This window comes from Mycolicibacterium brumae (genome assembly GCF_025215495.1).
Taxonomy (GTDB): domain Bacteria; phylum Actinomycetota; class Actinomycetes; order Mycobacteriales; family Mycobacteriaceae; genus Mycobacterium; species Mycobacterium brumae.
Genome location: NZ_CP104302.1, coordinates 933,918 through 951,524, shown reverse-complemented (window position 1 = coordinate 951,524; position 17,607 = coordinate 933,918). Strand labels below are relative to the sequence as shown.

Here is a 17,607-nt window from a genome sequence, read left to right as displayed (position 1 = left end):
AGATGACCAGGTGCGCGCCGGCCGAGGCGGGTGGCGGTGAGATCGTTTCAGTCCCGCGGGTCCCAGTCCAGGTAGAGGGCGTCCCCGGCGTCAGAGCCGTCTTCGAAGCCGCCGTCCTCGTCGAACAGGCCGTCCTCCTCGAACAGGGCGTCCTCGCCGGGTCGGCTCGTCGGTTCGTGCAAGGTGGATCCGACCAGTTGCCGCACCGCGATGGCGGCCGGGTCCGGCATCGGCAGGCCTTCGACGTGTGCCAGCCGCTCAGCGGACAGGTAGGCCAGCCGGACGGCCTGGATGACCAGCACCCGGCGCAGACCCTCGGAGACCTCGCCGCGCTCGCGGGCCACCGCCGCCAGCCGCGAGATGTTCTCGGCGCGGCGGGCGATGCGAATATCGGGGTGCCCGCGCTCCTTGCGGACTTCGCTGTCGAGGATCGGCCGGCGCAGCGACGGCGGCAACTCGACGGGTTCGGCGCGCGGCGGGATCTTCTCGTTGAGGATCGCGCCGAACCGGGAGCCTTCGATGGCCTGCGCGTACGCGGTGTGCTCGCAGGCGTCCAGCCGGGCCCGAGCGGCGGCGAAGCCCGGGTGGCCGCGGCCCACACCCTCCAGGTCCCACAGCGGCCACACCTGCACCTCGGCGACCTCGAAGGGATCCAGGATGCGCATCGCCACCACGTCGGTGCGCTGGTTGGTGAGATGGCGGCCGATCCGCACGCTGAGCCGCTCATTGGTCTGCCCGACGTAAATCGGTTCGCCGTCATAGTCGTAGAACGCGTAGACACCCCACTGCGCGCCCGCCCACTTGCGGCCGGCAGCGTCCTTGGCTTCCACGAACTTTCGCAGGCGGCTGCGGAACCGGCGGACGTCGTCGGCGGGCAGCTCGCTCTTCCGCGGCCGCGACGGCGCGGGGTTGATCGAGGCGGCGCCTTTACTGGACACGGGCGGTGAGTTCCTCCGGCGCCGTCAACTCACCGCGCAACAGCGGCATCAAGTAGTTGTCGCCCAGCCAGCGCACCACCGGGACGGCGACCGCGTCGCCGAACCCGAACAGCGCCTGGTTGTTTCGCGCGCCGGACAGCGTGTAGCCGTCGGCGCCCATCAGCCGCGCGTACTCCAGCGGGGTCATCCACCGCACCTGCAGCCGATTGTTGCCGAGGCGCACCACGGCCTGCTTCGAGGAACCGCCGCGGGCGGTGCGCAGGCAACCGGAGATGTCGTCGGGGCGCACCTCCCAGACCGCGACCCCGCCGCGGGTGCGTCGGTAGGCGGTGCGGAACTTGACCCCGCGGGAATGGCGCAGCCGGTCGACGCGGTCGGCCTGAATGGGCGAGAGCGAGGCGGCGAAGGCGGCGGTGCGCTCGGCGTCCCACCACCGGGGGTCGGCCGCGCTCATCTGTTCGACGCAGTCGCCGAGGCCGTCGGTGCGCGGGGCCGGCGGGTCGGGCAGCGCCGCCCGGTGGGTGCGCAGACTCGGGTCGCCGAACACCCACTGCAGGTAGTCCGGCCGTAACGGCCCGCCCTCGTCGGCGACGTCCGGGGGCGGGTTGAGCGCTCCGACGACGAACAGCCGCGGCCGGGACTGCGGCAGGAAGCGGCGGGCGTCCAGGGCGAGCACGTCCACCGAGTAGCCGAGGGTGTTGAACGCGGTGATCGCGGCGGCCAGATCGTCACCACCGTGCGAGGTCGCCAGCCCGGTGACGTTCTCCAGCACGATCACCGGCGGCCGGTTGCCCCCCAACTGGTCCATCAGGGCGACGAAATGCCAGAACGTGCCGGACTCGCGGCCGGCCAGCCCGGCCCGGCCACCGGCCAGCGACAGGTCGGTGCACGGTGAGGATGCCCAGGCCAGCGCCGCGTCGACGGGTAAATCCGCCGCGTCGACGGCGGCGATGTCGCCGAGGGTGAAGGTGTGGTCGTCGGTCTCGCCGAAGTGGCCGAGGTACATATCGCGCTTGTCGGCCTCGTAGTCATTGGCCCAGGCGATCCGGAACCCGGACTGCTGCAATCCGATGCGGGCCAGCCCGATGCCGGCGAAGAACTCGATGGCCTTGGGCCTGGGCCGAGCCTCGCGCAGCGACGTCACTTTCCCCACGGAGAAAGACACTAACTTCCGCGACCGACAGATCCGGAGCGCAACGCGGCCGGACGCCCGTTTGCGCTGGGTAGGCTCGCGAAGGTGGCCGAATCCTGGGCGTCCAGCGAGCACACCCGCCGCGCCATGCAGGGCAATCGCAGCCGGGACACCGCCCCGGAGCTGGCGGTGCGCCGCCGGGTGCACGCGATGGGACTGCGCTATCGGGTCAACGCCCGCCCGCTGCCGCAGCTGCGCCGCACCGCCGATCTGGTCTTCCCCCGACGCAAGGTGGCGGTGTTCATCGACGGCTGTTTCTGGCACGGATGTCCCGAACACCATCGACGGCCGACCGCCAACTCCGAGTACTGGACGGCCAAGGTGGCCCGTAACAAGGCCCGCGACAGCGCCACCGACGAGGCGCTCACCGCGGCCGGGTGGACGGTGCTGCGGTTCTGGGCGCACCAACCGCCCGAGCAGGTCGCCGACGCGGTGCGCGCGACCGTGACCGGCGCGCCGCGCGGACCCGATCCGACGATCAACACGGCGCCGGTGGACTAGATTCGCCAACCATGTGCACCCGAGTGCTGTGGCCCGACGCCAACGGATCCGTTCTGACCGGACGCAATATGGACTTCCGGTTCGATCTGCAAACCAACCTGTGGGCGCTGCCCCGCGGAGTCAAGCGCGACGACGGCGTGGCGGGCGAGCTCAGCTGGTCCGCCAAGTACGGCAGCGTGGTGGCCACCGCGATGGACATCTTCTCGGCCGACGGCATCAACGAGGCCGGCCTGTCCGGGCACATCCTGTGGCTGGCGGAGTCGAACTACGGCGCGCGCGACGAATCCCGTCCGGTGCTGTCCCAGGCGGTCTGGCTGCAGTACATCCTGGACAACTTCGCCACGGTGGCCGAGGCGGTGGACTGGATGAACCAGACCCAGGTTCAGATCGCGCCGATGGTCGACCCCACCTCCGGCGTGGAACCCGCGTTGCACCTGGCGCTGGATGACGCCACCGGCGACTCGGCGATCATCGAGTACATCGACGGCAAACTGAACGCGCACCACGACCGCAGCTACACCGTGATGACCAACTCGCCGCCGTTCGACCAGCAGTTGGAGCTGCTCAAGGGCTACGAGGGATTCGGCGGCGACAAGCCGATCCCGGGGTCGACGGTGGCGTCGGACCGGTTCGTCCGGGCCGCCCACTACGCCGCCCGGCTGCCGGAGCCCAGCACCCAGTTGCAGGGCATCGCCGCGATCCTGTCGGTGATGCGCAACGCCGCGCAACCCTTTCGCACCCCGGATGAGGGCAAACCCGATGCCTCGCAGACCATTTGGCAGGTGGTCGCCGACCTCACCAACAAGCGCTACGTCTACGAGTCGACGACGCGGCCCAATATCGTCTGGGTGGACCTGACCGACCTGGACTTGCGCGAAGGCGCCCCGCAGCTCAAGCTCGACCTGCAGAGCAAGCTGGCGCTGCAGGGCGGCATCGCCGGCAACGTCAGCAGCCAGTTCGCCGACAGCGGACCGCTGAACCTGCTGACGATCCCGGTGATGAACGAGTTGCTGGCCGCGGCGAAGAAGAAGTCCTAGCGAGAAACGGATGGGCAATTGTGCCCATATCCACCGCTCGGCGACGCTCATAGGCTCACCGGCATGACTTCCCGACGAGCTTTGACCCCGCTGTTCCTGCTGGCGCCGGCCGTCGCCGCCTGCTCGTTCTCCGTGTCCTCCGGCGGTCCGGACTACGAGAAGTTGGAGTCCGCCATCGCCGACGAGCTGAATGCGAGCTACGAGCCGATCGGCCGCCAGGTCGACAGCGTCGATTGCCCGCGGTTGAAGGACACACCGAAGTCCGGCGACACCTTCATCTGCAAGGCGGATCTGTCCGGCAACCCGGTCCGCGTGCAAGTGACCGTCACCGACGATAAGAACAACGTCGATTTCGCCACCATGGACACCGCATACGACCTGTCCAACCTGTCGCAGCAGCTGGCCAAGGAAATCTCCGCCGACCGCGGCTTCGCGGTCACCGTCACCTGCGGCGAGGGCGTGAAGGTGGTCGAGGCCGGCAAGTCCTTCGAGTGCACCGCCGCCGATCGGCGCGGCGACACCCGGCCGGTGAAGGTGACAGCGGGCGGCGTGGACACCTCCGACCGCTGGGAACTGGTCGGCGTGGACGACGAGTAACGCAGCGGGGGTCGATCCCGCTGCGATACCGTGCCTGCCCATGGCAGGCGTGATCGGGAGAACGCAGCTCCGCGATCGCCTGGGGCGGCATTGGGACGGCGCGCGCAACGGGGCCGGGCGGGTCCTGGTCCTGATCGGAGATCCCGGTATCGGCAAATCCAGCATGCTCAACTGGCTGGGCGCCCGCGCCGGCCGGGCGGCCCGCACGGTCTCGTGCCGGGGCGGTGAGTTCGCCGCTCCGATGTCCACCGCAGCCGACGTCCTCGCCGCTTTGTCCGGGCCGAATGAAGCGAAATCGCTTGCCGCCGAAGTTGATCCGCTGTTGGCCGGTGAAACATTGCGCCGCGCCCTCGAGCAACACGGTCCCGTCGCGCTGCTCATCGACGACATTCACGACGCCGATCCGACCAGCCGTACGGCACTCAATCTGGCGTTGCGTCGCGCCGAGACGACCGACGCGCTGACCGTCATCACCGGGCGGCGGGTCACGGCCACAACGACATTCTCCGAAGGATTCGCCATCGAGGAGATGCGCGGGCTCGACGAGGACTCGGCGATCCGGTTGCTGCGAGGCGCGGCCACCGCGCCGATCACCCCGGAGATTACCCGCCACCTGCTGGACCTCGCCGACGGGAACCCGCTGGCATTGATCAACCTGCCCAAGGTGCTGACCCCGGACGAGTTGTCCGGAGCCCGTCCGCTACCCGATGAGATCCCGCTGAGCTCCGACCTGCGCGCCGTCTTCACCCAGCAGCTCCCGCCGCAGGGTTGCCCGCCGAGAGATCTGCTGAATCTGGCCGCCGTCACCGCCGACGGAGATTGGGCCGTACTGGCCGCCCTACGGCCCGCCGCCGCGGAAGCGCTGCCGGTCTTGGAGCACGACGGGTTGGCGCGGCTCCATCGCGGCCGGCTGCAACTGCAGCATCCGCTGCTGCGCAGCGCGCTGATCGCCGTCATGCCCGCGCCCCAACAACGTGAACTGGACCTGGAACTGGCTGACTGCCCATTGCTGTCCGACGATGTGCGCCTGTTGCATCGGGCCCGCGGCGTCATCGGGCCCGACGAGTCGCTCGTCGACGAGCTGACCGAAACTGCGCGGCTGACCCGAAAGCGCGGAGGCACCGACGCGGCCGCGCTGATCCTGGACCGCGCCGTCGACCTCACCGCCGATGTCGCCCGTCGGCACAGCCTGTTGTTGGAGGCCGCCCAGCTGCTCAGCTCGGCCGGTGATGCCCCTGGCGCCCGTCGCCGCCTGGAGGACTTGCTCGCCGAACCGGAGGCGCGGGATCTGCACGTGTCCGCCATCTTGACCCTGGCCACCCTGGAAGCCACCAACGGCGCGCCCGGGGCAGGGTGGAATCGTTTGCATCAGGCGCTTGAGACGGCGCCGCCGGACGCCCTGGGCGCGGTGTACGCCCGGATGTGTCTGCCGCTCGGCATGCTCGGGTTGGTCACCGTCATCGCCGACAGCGCCGACACCGCGGTTTCGCTGAGCAAACCCGACACTCGCGAATGGGGCGTGGCGCGGGTGATCAATGCCCATGCGGTCAGCGCCCAGGACGAATCCCGGGCCCAACAGCTGGTCGACGAGTTGTCCGGGGGTCCGGACCTCGTCGATCTCGTCGAGTTCGATCCGATGATCGGCCTGCACATCGGTCGGGCGCTCGCCATCGGCGAGCGCTACGACACGGCCGTGGACACCCTCACCGCGCTGGCCGGCCGGCTGCACGGCGAGGGCGCGCGGTCATCGCTGGCGATGACCCTCGGCGCGCTCGGCGAAACATGGATTCGCGCTTCACGTTTCGACGAAGCGCTGAGCTGCCTCGATGAGGCGATCGCATTGAGCATGTCCACCGGCCAGCGGGCGTTCGCGCCGTTTTGGCTGTCGCTGCGCGCCCGGATCCGGGCGGTTCGCGGCGACGACGAGGCGGCCACCGATGATCTCGAGCTGGGGTTCGCGATCTCCGACGAGCAGTCGACGGTCGGGGCGCGTTACTTCCTGCTCGCCAACGCCGGATTCGCGGCGTTGACGGCGCAACGCTACGACGACGCGATCACCGCGTTGGAGGAGTTGTGGAGTTTCGAGCAGATCGGCGGACTGCTGTCTCCGCAACTCGCACGCTGGCACGCCGACCTGGTCGAGGCGTACGTGGCGGTCGGTCGGCCCACCGAGGCAGAGCCCGTCGCCGAGCACCTGGTCGCGGTGGCCGCGACCGGGTCGGCCAGCCGGTGGACCACCGCGACGGCGTTGCGCGCCCAATCGTTGCTGCATCCGGACCCGGACCAGGCCCGGGCGCTGTTGGACCGCGCGCTGAGCGTCTATCACCCGGCGATCGATGGGTTCGACTACGCCCGGACCCTACTGCTGAAGTCGCAGTCCGACGGCTGCGGCGCCACCGCCGCCGCAGCCCGGCATGCGTTCCGGCGGCTCGGCGCCGCGCCGTGGGCGGCCAGGCTTGATCCCGCGGCGGCGGTCGACGGGATGGGGGCGCTGACCGATGCGGAACGCCGCATCCTGGAGCAGGTGGCCAACGGACTGACCAATCGACAGATCGCGAAACGGCTGGGCGTCAGCACCAAGACGGTGGCGAATCACCTGTACCACGCGTATCGCAAGCTGGGCGTCGGATCGCGCACCGAGGCAGCGCGTTTCGTGCTGCTCGGAGAAACACCCGGGCGGAAATAGGAGCGACCGCGCACAGCGTGGCTGCGCGCGGTCGCGGAAGTCGGGATGGGTGGTTAGCGAGCGGTGTGGTGCCGGTGGAACAACCGGAACGGCACCCAGCGGAGGTCGAGCAGCATGGTCATCACCTCGAATCGAGCTAACGCTTCGAGCCTTTTCGGCTCCTGTGATTACCAAAGCTAAACCCCGTCATTAAGGGGTTGACGTATTGAATTTTAATTTATCGCTAAGACTCTGCCGCGTGTCGCCGCGACGACCGGCATAGCCACACGGCGGAGTCGGCCGGCAGCGCCGTCGACTCCCCCGTCGCCGACCCGAGAGCCCCGGTGGTCGAGGACAGCAGCACCTTCGACGACGACGGCAACGACACCGGATGATCCGAGGTGTTCACCCAACACTGCAGGTCACCGCGGGAAAACGCCAGGACGTCCGGCGGCGACGGCAACCACTGCAGCGCCCCAGCGGCCAACCAGTGCTCCCGACGCGACGCCAGCGCGGCCCGGTACAACGCCAGAAACGATTCCGGGTCATCGCGTTGCGCGGCCACCGAGTGCGCGCCCCAATGCGGGGGCTGCGGCAACCAGGTCGCCACCGGCGCCGGGGAAAACCCGTACGGCGCGGCGTGTCCGGACCACGGCAACGGCACCCGGCAACCGTCGCGGCCCACGTCGGCGAAGCCGGATTGGACGAACGTCGGGTCCTGGCGAGCCTCGTCGGGCAGCTCCTCGACCTCCTCCAGACCGAGTTCCTCGCCCTGATAGATGTAGGCGGTGCCGGGCAGCGCCAGCTGCAGCAGCGCGCAGGCCCGGGCGCGGCGCCGGCCCAACTCGTGGTCGGCCTGCTCCTGCGCCCAGCGCCGACGCTCCCAGTCGGCGCCGACCAGGTGCGGCGGCTGGGAGCGGGCGTACCGGGTGACGGTGCGGGTGACGTCGTGGTTGGACAGCACCCAGGTCGGTGGGGCGCCGACGCCGGCCGCCGCGGCCATCGCGTCGTCGAGCACCGCCCGCAGGCTCGACGCCCGCCACGGCGCGCGCAGGAAGTCGAATTGGAACGCGGTGTGCAATTCGTCGGGCCGCAGGTAGCGGGCCAGCCGGTCGTTGTCGGCGACCCACGCCTCGGCGATGAACACCCGTTCGGGCAGGTACTCGCCGGCCACCGCGCGCCAGCCCCGGTAGATGGCGTGCACTCCGTCCTGGTCCCAGGCCGGATGCGCCGCGCCGTCCAGCATCGCCGGGTCGCCCTCGGCGTCGGCTTCTGGCGCCTGATCGGGCAGCCCGGGGGCCTTGACCAGGCCGTGGGCCACATCGATCCGGAACCCATCCACCCCGCGGTCGAACCAGAACCGCAGCACCCGCTCGAATTCGGCGCGCACCTGCGGGTGTTCCCAGTTCAGGTCCGGCTGGGCGGGGGCGAACAGGTGCAGGTACCAGCTGCCGTCGGCGACCCGGCTCCAGGCCGGCCCGCCGAACACGCTCTGCCAACCATTCGGTGGCTGCGACCCGTCGGGACCCCGGCCGGGCCGGAAGTGGTAGCGCTCCCGGGCGCCGGGCGCGTCGGCCAGCGCCGCGGCGAACCAGCGGTGCGCTTCGGAGGTGTGGTTGGGGACGATGTCGAGAATCACCTTGAGTCCGGCGTGGTGCGCGGCGGCCAGAAACTCCTGGGCCTGCTCCAGGGTTCCGTAATCCGGCTCGATGCCGCAGTAATCGGCCACGTCGTAGCCGGCGTCGGCCATCGGCGACGGGTACCACGGGTTGATCCACAGCGCGTCGACGCCGAGGTCGGCCAGGTACGGCAGCCGCGCGGTCAGCCCGGCGATGTCGCCGACGCCGTCGCCGTTGCCGTCGGCGAAGCTGCGGATGTACACCTGATAGACGACCGCGTGCTGCCACCAGCTCATCGGGTCGACACCCGCCGCATCGCCTCCGGGGTCAGGTCGGCCAGGCTGCGGTAGCCGTCGACGGCCATGATGAGGTCCGTCTCGGCCAGCAGGGAGCGCAGCACGTGCACCACGCCGGCGGTGCCGCCGAGGGCCAGGCCGTACACGTAGGGCCGCCCGATGCCCACCGCGGTGGCGCCCAGCGCGAGCGCCTTGACGACGTCGGCGCCGCTGCGGATCCCGGAGTCGAACAGCACCGGCACGTCGCCGGCGGCCTCGCGGACCGCGGGCAGGCAATCCAGCGCGGGCAGTCCGCCGTTGGCCTGCCGGCCGCCGTGGTTGCTGCAGTAGATGGCGTCGGCGCCGTAGTCGATGGCGCGCCGGGCGTCGTCGGGGTGGCAGATGCCCTTGAGGATCAGCGGAAGTTTGGTCAGCTCACGCAGCCACACCAGGTCGTCCCAGGTCAGCGATCGCCCGAAGATGGACGCCCAGAACGGGACCGCGTCGCGCTGGCTGCTGCCCTCGGTGAATCCGGACTTCTCCCGGAACACCGGGTCGGTGGTGTAGTTGATCAGGCAGTGGCCGCGCAGTTGCGGGAAGTTCGCGGTGCGCAGGTCCCGCGGCCGCCAACCCGGGAGCCAGGTGTCCAGGGTGACGACGATGCCGGCGTAGCCGGCCGCCTCCGCGCGGCGCACCAGGCTTTCGGCGATGTCCCGGTCGGTCGGGCAGTAGAGCTGGAAAAAGCCTGGGGTTTCGGTGAATTCGGCGGCGACGGTCTCCAGCGGGTCCTCGGCCAGGGTGGACACGCACATCGGCACACCGGTCTTATCTGCGGCGCGGACGGCCTCCACATCGCCGTGGCCGTCCGGCGCGCACAATCCGGTCACTCCGATGGGGGCCAGGAAAACCGGCGCCGCCCAACGGGTTCCGAACAACTCGACCGACAGGTCGCGTTCGGTGGCGCCGACGAGCATCCGCGGCATCAGCCCCCACCCGGCGAACGCGGCGACATTGGCGTCCTGGGTGCGCTCATCTCCGGCGCCGCAGGCCACGTAGTTCCACACCGACGGTGGCATCGCACTCGACGCCCGGGCCTCCAACTCGGGGTAGGTCATCGGCAGTTCGGGCAACACCCCGGTGAGGCCCTGAAAATAGATCTCGTACTGGTACGCGCCGAAATTGATTGTCACCCATGCTCCCGAGTCAGCGGTCGGATCCACCCTACGTGCGTGCGCGCTACCGGGCGGGGTCCTTGCCCACCGCGACCGGACCGCTCGCCGGCGGGCCGAACAACTGCCCGCGCAGGCCGCCGCCCGCGGTGCGGACCGCCACCAGCAGCCAGGTGCCCAGCAGCACGACGTAGCACCCGACGGCGGCGACCTCGAACGCCGGCAGCCCGGTGTGCGCCGCAAGCTGGGTGGTGCCGGTGACGAAGGTGCCGACCGGGAAGGTCAGGCTCCACCAAGTCAGCGCGAACGGCATTCCGCGGCGCATGGTGCGCACCGTCAGAGACAGCGCCAGCGCGATCCACAGCACCGCGAATCCCCACACCGGGACGCCGAAGAGCACCCCGAACACCGCCATGCCCTGGGCCAGTTCCGGCGACACCACCGCGCCGGCCTGGGCGCCCAGCAGCCCGGCCACCGTGATGGACTGCCCCAGCGGTCCGAGCACGATCCACAGCGTCGGGATCCGGGCGCTGCCGGAGGTGCCGTAGAGCACCAGCCGGCTCCAGATCATGGTGATGATGATCAAGGAGGTCACCAGCGACAGCCCGAACATCGCGTAGCAGCCGTAGAGCATCGTTTCCCGGCCGGTTCCGGGCGCCATGTGCGGGATCAGCAGCGCGCCGCCTGCCGCGGACACCATCGGCGGGACGACGGGCATCAGCCAGCCGCCGAACGCCGCGTCCGGAGTCACGTTGAGCTGGGTGAACATCAGGTACGGGATGCTCACCGCGGTGAACAACCCGCCGATGAGCCCGGCCGTCCACAGCACCCAGGCCAGGTCGATCGCGACCCGCTCGCCGATCAGGTCCGGGCCGACCAGGATCGCGCCGGCGGCCACGGTGCTCAGCGCCATCGGCGCGGCGCCGTAGAAGTGCGCCATCTGCGGGTTGCGGGCGTGGGTGCGGGCGACGGTGGGGTGCCGCAACCAGTGCAGACCCACCACCAGGATCAGCACCACCAGGATCACCGCGGAGATCACCCAGACCACGTCGACGAAGGTCTCCAGGCCGGGGATCCGGACCGGCAGGATCGCCCCCGCGGTCGCCACGATCCCGGTGCCCATCACCAGCGCGAACCAGTTGGGGCCGATCCGTCCGAGCACCTCGACACCGGGCGTCACGGGCGACGGCGTCGCCGGCGCGGGATCATCAGCTGCCATGATCCACCGGAGGCTACTCCGGGCGGGGGTTATCCCCCGGATGATTGTCGGGATAACGCCGTACCGCCGCCGCTCACGCGTCCCTACCGTGGAGGCATGGCTGTCGTCACCGAAACCCGCCCCCGCACCACCATCCGGTTGCCCGCGCAGCTGGGGATCGTCCCGACCGCGTCGATGATCACCGGCGCCGCGCTGGCCCTGGTCTGGTTCTGGATTCCACTGGGGCTCATGGTCATTGCCGTCTCATCGATCCCGTCGGTGATCGGCACGCTGCTGGCCGGCGTCGCGTTCGTCTACGTGATCCGCTGGGTGGATCGGGTCGAGCGGGCGCGCAGCGAGGCGGTGTTCGGTCTCGGCATCCCGGCCGGGTTGCGGCCGCGGACCGACCGGGACGGGTTCGCCGGCTGGGCGCACCAACTGTGGCTGGACCTGTCCAGCGCGTGGTTCTGGAAGGCCTTCGCGCACCACTACCTGCGGATGGGCTACGACATGCTCGCGGTGGGCGTCGCGTTCGCGCTGACCACCTTCGCGTTCCTGGCGCCCGCCGCGGCGATCGCGGTGAGTGGCAGCGACCCGGCCGTCGGGCTGTGGTTCCTGCCGATCTGGCTGGCCTGGTTGCTGGCGCTGGTCGCGCTGGTCCTGGCGGTGGCGATCCTGGTCTACGCGCCGGCGCTGGACATCCGCATCGACCGCCGGCTGTTGGCGCCGTCGGACACCGAAGAATTGCAGCATCGGGTGCACGCGTTGTCGGCCGCCCGGGCGGGCGCGGTGTCCTCGGCCGAAACCGAGCGGTACCGAATCGAACGCGACCTGCATGACAGCGTGCAACCGCGGCTGGTCGCGCTGGCCATGACGATCGGGCTGGCCCAGACCAAGCTGGACACCGATCCCCCGGCCGCGAAGGTGCTCATCGCCGAGGCGCACGAGGACGCGAAGCTGGCGCTGGCCGAATTACGCGACGTGGTGCGCGGCATCGCCCCGACGATTCTGGCCGACCGCGGCCTGGACGCCGCGCTGTCCGCGGTCGCGCAGCGCGCCCAGAGCTCCGGGGTGCCGACCCACCTCGATGTCGACCTGCCCCGGCGGCTGCCCGCCGAGACCGAGGCCGTCGCCTACTTCGTGGTGGCCGAGGCGCTGACCAATGTGGTCCGGCACGCGAAGGCCACCCGGGCGGTAATGACCCTGCGGCTCGACGAGCTCGCCCACCGATTGCATGTGTCGATCTACGACGACGGCCGCGGCGGCGCGGGCGCCCGGGAGGATCCGGACAGCACCGGGCTGCGGGGCCTGGCCGAGCGGGTGCGCGCGGCCGGCGGCGAATTCACCGTGTCCAGCCCCGCCACCGGACCGACCATCGTGACGGCGGTGCTGCCATGCGAATCGTGATCGCCGAGGATTCCGCGCTGCTGCGGGCCGGGGTGGAACGCATCCTGGCCGACGCCGGACACGAGATCGCCGCCGGCGTCGCCGACGCCACCGACCTGCTGCGGGTGGTCAACGACACCCGGCCCGACCTGGTGATCGTCGACGTCCGGATGCCCCCGACGTTCACCGACGAGGGGGTGCGGGCCGCGGCGCTGCTGCGCAGCCAGAACCCGGACTCGGCGGTGCTGGTGCTCTCGCACTACGTGGAGGAGCGGTACGCGGCCGAACTGATCGCCGCCGACACCCGCGGGTTCGGCTACCTGCTCAAGGACCGCGTCGCCGACGTCCCGGAGTTCCTGGACGCGGTGGCCACCGTCGGCGCCGGCGGGACCGTGCTCGACCCGGAGGTGGTCACCCAGATTCTGGTGCGCACCCGCAACCGCGCCCCGCTGGACGCGCTGACCCCGCGGGAACGCGAGGTGCTGCAGCTGATGGCCGAGGGCAAGACGAACTCGGCCATCGCCGGCGCGCTGAACATCTCGACCGGCTCGGCCGAGAAGCACATCGCCTCGATCTTCGCCAAGTTCGACCTCACCCCCGATGACAGCGAGAACCGCCGCGTGCTGGCGGTGCTGCGCTACCTCGATTCCTGACCGGAGAAAACGATGACCGACACCCTGACCGTCACCCCCGACCACCCGCCGGCGCCGCCGGCCCCGACCGGCGGGTCCCGCGGCGCGATCCGGGCCGTGCTGGTTCTGGTCGCCGCGCTGGCCTGCCTGGGCGCCGTCGGCGTGCTCGGCGCCGCGGCGGCCGGGATCGGCAGCAGCCGGGCCGCCGCCGACGACGTCGACCTGCCCGCGGGGCTGCGCGCGCTGACCGTGAACGTCGGCGACCTGCCGATCTCACTGCAGGTCACCGCCGATCCGCAGGCCACCGCACCGCGGGCCGAGGTCCGCTACGTCACCGCGCTGGGCGCCGGCCGGCCGGCGCTGCGGCTCAGCGACGACGGCGCCACGTTGAGCCTGAGCGGTGAACGCGACGGCTGGCTGCGGTGGGCCCGGGCCGGCGAACTGACCCTGGTGTTGCCGCCGGAGACCGCCCGCGCCATGACGCTGACCATCGGTCAGCGCTTCGGCGCCCTGCAGGTCGACGCCGATCTGGACCGGCTCAACGCCCGCAACGACAACGGCGCGGTGCTGCTGCGCGGGTCGGCCAATGCGATGGACATCCGCAATCAGCACGGCGTGGTGCACAGTCGCGGCCCGATCAGCGTGCGCGATTCGTTCACCGCCAACAGCGCCGAGGGAGAGATCGAGGTCGACTTCCGCGGGACGCCGCCGCGCCGGGTGGATGTCAGCACCGGCGCCGGGGAGGTGCAGATCGGATTGCCGGGCGATGGGCCGTTCGCGGTGACCGCGGCCTCCGACCGGGGCAGCACCGAGATCCGGGTGCCGCAGGCGTTCGACCCGGGCGCCGCTCGGGCCAATGTGACCGCGCGGTCCGGCAGCGGCGACGTGACGGTGCAGAGCCGCCCCTGATCAGGCCCCGGCGGTGATCTGTTCGGTTTGCGCCAGGAAACGCCGGTACCGGTCGTCGGCTGAACCCGAGGGTTCGGCGACCGCCGGGGCGCCGTCCTGCGGCAGGGTGACCTCGACACCGGCCATCCGCGCCGCCAGCAGCGCGGCGCCGACCGCGGTGGCGTTGGGGATTGCGCGTCCGGTGACCGGACGGTCGAGGATGTCGGCCAGCAATTGCCGAACGCGGGGGTTCGAGCCGGCGCCGCCGACGAGTTGCACCCCACCACCGGTGTCCGGCAGCGATTCGACCGCTCGCCGGATGCCGAAGAGCACGCCTTCGACGGCGACTGCGGCGAGGATCTCTGGTGTGGTCGAGGAGTTGATCCCGGTCCAGGAGCAGTGCCCGGCGCTGATCGGTGTCGGCACCCGCTCCCCGAATAGGAATGGCAGGAACAGCGGGTCGTCGACGGCCAATTCAAGAAAAGGTGACGCGAATAGCTGCTGCCAGGACATGCCCAGCAGGGTGCGGGCATGCCCGAGCACCAGTCCCCCGTTCAGCGACGCCGCCATCGCGTAGCGTCGCTCGTCGGCGGCCCGATAGGTGTGGAAGCGCACCGGCCGATCCGGCTCGGCGCCCGGCCGGCCGCCCGGCTCCCAGGACAGCGCCTGCGCCCCGGAACCGAGCACGATCGACAGCTCGAACGCCGGGGAATCGACGGCCTCCAGCGTCGCGGCGACGTCTCCGGCGCCGACCGTCACCGGCGCCCCGGCCGGCAATCCCCAGTCGCGGGTGACGCCGGATTCCAACACACCCGCGACCTCCGCGGAGGGCCGAACCTCGGGCAGCAGCCCGTGGTTCAAGCCCAGTTGTCCCACCAACCGGTGATGCCAGTCGTCGTTCACCGCGTTCCACAGCAGCGTCGCCGAGGCGTCCGATGGGTCGCTGACAAACACGCCGGGGATCAGGCGACTGCGCAGCCAGTCTTTGGGGCACAACATTTTTCGCGCGCAGGCGTACCGCTCCGGCCATTCCCGGGCGACCCAGTCCAGCATCGGGCCGGTCATCCCCGCCGCCAATGGGTTGAGCAACTCGCGCAGCGATTGCGCGTCGGGGACCCGCCGCCACCGCTCGAGCAGGCCACTGGCCCGATTGTCGGGCCACAGCAACGCCGGCGCCACCGGTTCCCCGTCGGCGTCGACCAGCACCAGGCCGTGCATCTGACCGTCGACACCGATCGCGAGCACCTCGGCGGGCCCGGCCGCGTCCAGCACCTCGCCGACGGCGCGCCGCGCCGCGCGCAGCCACAGCTCGGGATCGATCTGGGCCCAGCCCGGATGCGGGGATTCGTAGCCGTACTCGGCGGTGGCGACGGCCAGCACGGCGCCGTCGGTTCCAAGCAGCGCGGCCTTCAGCCCGCTGGTGCCCAGATCGATTCCGAGGAAGCACCCGGTCATCGGCGGGCCAGCACGGCATCCGCAGCGTCGAGCACCGCCTTCAGCGTTATGCCTTTGCGGCGCATCACTTCTGCGCCGTCGCCGGAGTGACCGAACCCTTCCACCGACACGACTTCACCGGCTAGACCGACGAACCGGTGCCAGCCTTGGCCGACGCCCGCTTCGACGCTGACCCGCGCCGTGATCTGCGGTGGCAGCACCGTGTCGCGGTACGCGCGCGGCTGCTGATCGAACCATTCCAGGCACGGCATCGACACCACCCGCGTCGGGATGCCCCGGGCGGCGAGAGTGGCGGCGGCCGCCACCGCCAGTTGAACCTCCGAGCCGGTCCCGATCAGGATCAACCGGGGTGGATTGTCGGGCTCGACGAGGACGTAGCCGCCCCGGGCGACCCCGGAATCCACCGCGTCGAGGTTGTCCAGCACCGGCAGCGCCTGCCGGCTCAGCACCATCGCCGTCGGCCCGGAATCGGCGGCGAAGATCTGGCGGTAGGCAGCCACGGTCTCATTGGCGTCGGCGGGGCGGACCACCGCGAGGCCGGGAATCGCGCGGTAGGCCCACAGGTGCTCGACGGGCTGGTGGGTGGGCCCGTCCTCGCCGACGGCCACCGAGTCGTGGGACCAGATGTAGAGCACCGGCAGGTTCATCAGCGCGGCCAGCCGGACCGCCGGTCGCAGATAATCCGAGAAAACGAAGAAGGTGGCGCCGAACACCCGGGTCAGGCCGTTGAGGGCGATCCCGTTGAGCACCGCGCCCATCGCGTGTTCCCGGATGCCGAAGTGCACGATGCGACCGTTCTCGTTCCCGGGCCACTCGGCGCTGACCGTCCCCGGGGGCAGCAGTGAATCGAACCCGGTGTCGGCGGTCCAGCTGCCGTTGGTTTCGGCGAGATCGGCCGACCCTCCCCACAGTTCCTCGACCGCGACGCCCAGCGCGGCGAGCGCCTGCGAGCCGGCCACCCGGGTGGCCAACGCGGTCCCCGGCACGAAGCGCGGCAGCCCCGTGTCCCAGCCCGGCACCAGCCTGCGGGCCCGCAGCCGCTCGAAGAGCTCGGCCCGCTCGGGGTGGGCCGCGCGCCAGTGCTCGAAGCTCCGCTGCCACGGGTCGCGCAGCCGGGCGGCCCGGGCGGCCGCCGCGGCGCGGGTGTGCGCGAGGAGTTCCTCGGGCATCGCGAAGGACTGCTCCGGGTCCAGGCCCAGCGCCCGTTTGACGGCCGCCACCTCCTCGGCCCCCGGGGCGCCGGCGTGCGCCCGGGCGGTGCCACCGAGGGTGGGCATCGGGTGGCCGATCCGGGTGCGAACCCGAACGAACACCGGCCGCTCGTCGAACCCGGACGCTGTGCCGGCGAACGCCGCATCCAGCCCCGCGCGCAGGTCCGGCGCGGACTCCCCATCGTCGATGTCGACGATCCGCCAGCCGTAGGCCGCCATTCGCGCGCTGACATCCTCGCTGGTCGCGATGGCGGTCTGGCCCTCGATGGAGATCCGGTTGTCGTCCCAGATCAGAATGAGGTTGCCCAGCCGTAGGTGGCCGGCCAGCGCGGCCGCCTCGTGGCTGACGCCTTCCTGCAGGTCGCCGTCGGAGGCCAGACAGCACACCCGGTAGTCGAAGGGGCTGGCGCCGGGGGCCGCATCCTGGTCGAGCATCCCGCGGACCCGTCTGGCCGCCATCGCCATCCCGACGGCGTTGCCGATGCCCTGGCCCAATGGCCCGGTGGTGGTCTCCACGCCCGGGGTGTGCCCGAATTCCGGATGACCGGGAGTCAGCGAATCCAGAGTGCGGGCGGCCTTGAGGTCGGCCATCTCCAGGCCGTAACCACGCAGGAACAATTGCAGGTACAGCGACAGGCTGGTGTGCCCGCAGGACAGCACGAAGCGGTCCCGGCCCGGCCAATTCGGGTCCGCGGGGTCGTGCCGCAAATACTCGCCGAACAGCGCACACATCAACGGCGCCAGGCTGACGGCAGTGCCGGCGTGCCCAGAACCCTTGTGCTGCACCACATCCAACGGCAATACCCGCGCATACCGCAGCGCGTCCGCGTCGAGGTCCGCCACC

The 17,607-nt window shown here is 70.9% G+C and carries 14 protein-coding genes; 7 read left to right on the top strand and 7 right to left on the bottom strand.

Features of this window, described 5'->3' with window-relative positions:
* Positions 1-47: 47 nt before the first annotated feature.
* Positions 48-938, bottom strand: coding sequence for a GIY-YIG nuclease family protein (locus L2Z93_RS04850; RefSeq protein WP_202971895.1), 891 nt, complete (start codon positions 936-938; stop codon positions 48-50).
* The gene (locus L2Z93_RS04845; protein WP_090586844.1) at positions 928-2,091 is read right to left on the bottom strand and encodes a DNA cytosine methyltransferase; all 1,164 of its coding nucleotides are present in this window, start codon (positions 2,089-2,091) and stop codon (positions 928-930) included. Before L2Z93_RS04845 ends, L2Z93_RS04850 begins: the two co-directional genes overlap by 11 nt.
* Before the next feature lie 84 nt (positions 2,092-2,175).
* Here L2Z93_RS04845 and L2Z93_RS04840 point away from each other — a divergent pair, with 84 nt between their 5' ends.
* From L2Z93_RS04840 to L2Z93_RS04825, 4 genes are all read left to right on the top strand, one after another.
* Positions 2,176-2,631 carry a very short patch repair endonuclease gene (locus tag L2Z93_RS04840; RefSeq protein WP_260575506.1) on the top strand — a complete coding sequence of 152 codons (456 nt, stop codon included), beginning with the start codon at positions 2,176-2,178 and terminating at the stop codon, positions 2,629-2,631.
* 11 nt (positions 2,632-2,642) lie between these two features.
* Positions 2,643-3,668: a bile salt hydrolase gene (locus L2Z93_RS04835; protein ID WP_090586848.1), complete on the top strand. Its 1,026-nt coding sequence runs from the start codon at positions 2,643-2,645 to the stop codon at positions 3,666-3,668.
* Positions 3,669-3,731: 63 nt separating this feature from the next.
* Complete coding sequence (locus L2Z93_RS04830; protein ID WP_193438906.1) at positions 3,732-4,265, top strand: DUF4333 domain-containing protein; 534 nt, start codon at positions 3,732-3,734, stop codon at positions 4,263-4,265.
* A gap of 40 nt (positions 4,266-4,305) precedes the next feature.
* Positions 4,306-6,951, top strand: a complete 2,646-nt coding sequence (locus L2Z93_RS04825) for a helix-turn-helix transcriptional regulator (protein ID WP_090586850.1) — start codon at positions 4,306-4,308, stop codon at positions 6,949-6,951.
* Positions 6,952-7,174: 223 nt separating this feature from the next.
* Here L2Z93_RS04825 and L2Z93_RS04820 read toward each other — a convergent pair whose 3' ends face one another.
* The 3 genes from L2Z93_RS04820 to L2Z93_RS04810 are packed head-to-tail and all read right to left on the bottom strand — an operon-like array spanning position 7,175 to position 11,212.
* Positions 7,175-8,845, bottom strand: a complete 1,671-nt coding sequence (locus L2Z93_RS04820) for a glycoside hydrolase family 13 protein (protein WP_090586851.1) — start codon at positions 8,843-8,845, stop codon at positions 7,175-7,177.
* The gene (locus L2Z93_RS04815) at positions 8,842-10,008 is read right to left on the bottom strand and encodes an alpha-hydroxy-acid oxidizing protein (RefSeq protein WP_202971896.1); all 1,167 of its coding nucleotides are present in this window, start codon (positions 10,006-10,008) and stop codon (positions 8,842-8,844) included. The genes L2Z93_RS04820 and L2Z93_RS04815 overlap by 4 nt, the downstream gene beginning before the upstream one ends.
* Before the next feature lie 52 nt (positions 10,009-10,060).
* Positions 10,061-11,212 carry a TDT family transporter gene (locus L2Z93_RS04810; RefSeq protein ID WP_090586854.1) on the bottom strand — a complete coding sequence of 384 codons (1,152 nt, stop codon included), beginning with the start codon at positions 11,210-11,212 and terminating at the stop codon, positions 10,061-10,063.
* A 96-nt stretch (positions 11,213-11,308) separates the two neighbouring features.
* On the opposite strand from L2Z93_RS04810, the gene L2Z93_RS04805 reads away from it, so the two are divergent.
* The 3 genes from L2Z93_RS04805 to L2Z93_RS04795 are packed head-to-tail and all read left to right on the top strand — an operon-like array spanning position 11,309 to position 14,118.
* The gene (locus L2Z93_RS04805) at positions 11,309-12,598 is read left to right on the top strand and encodes a sensor histidine kinase (RefSeq protein ID WP_234786028.1); all 1,290 of its coding nucleotides are present in this window, start codon (positions 11,309-11,311) and stop codon (positions 12,596-12,598) included.
* Positions 12,586-13,230, top strand: coding sequence for a response regulator transcription factor (locus L2Z93_RS04800; RefSeq protein WP_090586857.1), 645 nt, complete (start codon positions 12,586-12,588; stop codon positions 13,228-13,230). The genes L2Z93_RS04805 and L2Z93_RS04800 overlap by 13 nt, the downstream gene beginning before the upstream one ends.
* Before the next feature lie 12 nt (positions 13,231-13,242).
* Complete coding sequence (locus tag L2Z93_RS04795; RefSeq protein WP_090586859.1) at positions 13,243-14,118, top strand: DUF4097 family beta strand repeat-containing protein; 876 nt, start codon at positions 13,243-13,245, stop codon at positions 14,116-14,118.
* Here the strand turns inward: L2Z93_RS04795 and L2Z93_RS04790 are convergent, their stop codons facing one another.
* Together L2Z93_RS04790 and L2Z93_RS04785 are read right to left on the bottom strand one after the other, a co-directional pair.
* Positions 14,119-15,552, bottom strand: coding sequence for an FGGY family carbohydrate kinase (locus L2Z93_RS04790; protein WP_090586861.1), 1,434 nt, complete (start codon positions 15,550-15,552; stop codon positions 14,119-14,121). It lies immediately after the preceding gene.
* Positions 15,549-17,606 carry a transketolase family protein gene (locus L2Z93_RS04785; RefSeq protein ID WP_234786029.1) on the bottom strand — a complete coding sequence of 686 codons (2,058 nt, stop codon included), beginning with the start codon at positions 17,604-17,606 and terminating at the stop codon, positions 15,549-15,551. The genes L2Z93_RS04790 and L2Z93_RS04785 overlap by 4 nt, the downstream gene beginning before the upstream one ends.
* Position 17,607: the final 1 nt, after the last annotated feature.

Bases quoted from the DNA above. Each gene is read 5' to 3' on its own strand.
- L2Z93_RS04805 (WP_234786028.1), top strand. From the start codon at position 11,309: ATGGCTGTCGTCACCGAAACCCGCCCCCGCACCACCATCCGGTTGCCC.
- L2Z93_RS04830 (WP_193438906.1), top strand. From the start codon at position 3,732: ATGACTTCCCGACGAGCTTTGACCCCGCTGTTCCTGCTGGCGCCGGCC.
- L2Z93_RS04810 (WP_090586854.1), bottom strand. From the start codon at position 11,212: ATGGCAGCTGATGATCCCGCGCCGGCGACGCCGTCGCCCGTGACGCCC.
- L2Z93_RS04790 (WP_090586861.1), bottom strand. From the start codon at position 15,552: ATGACCGGGTGCTTCCTCGGAATCGATCTGGGCACCAGCGGGCTGAAG.
- L2Z93_RS04825 (WP_090586850.1), top strand. From the start codon at position 4,306: ATGGCAGGCGTGATCGGGAGAACGCAGCTCCGCGATCGCCTGGGGCGG.
- L2Z93_RS04835 (WP_090586848.1), top strand. From the start codon at position 2,643: ATGTGCACCCGAGTGCTGTGGCCCGACGCCAACGGATCCGTTCTGACC.
- L2Z93_RS04820 (WP_090586851.1), bottom strand. From the start codon at position 8,845: ATGAGCTGGTGGCAGCACGCGGTCGTCTATCAGGTGTACATCCGCAGC.
- L2Z93_RS04800 (WP_090586857.1), top strand. From the start codon at position 12,586: ATGCGAATCGTGATCGCCGAGGATTCCGCGCTGCTGCGGGCCGGGGTG.
- L2Z93_RS04795 (WP_090586859.1), top strand. From the start codon at position 13,243: ATGACCGACACCCTGACCGTCACCCCCGACCACCCGCCGGCGCCGCCG.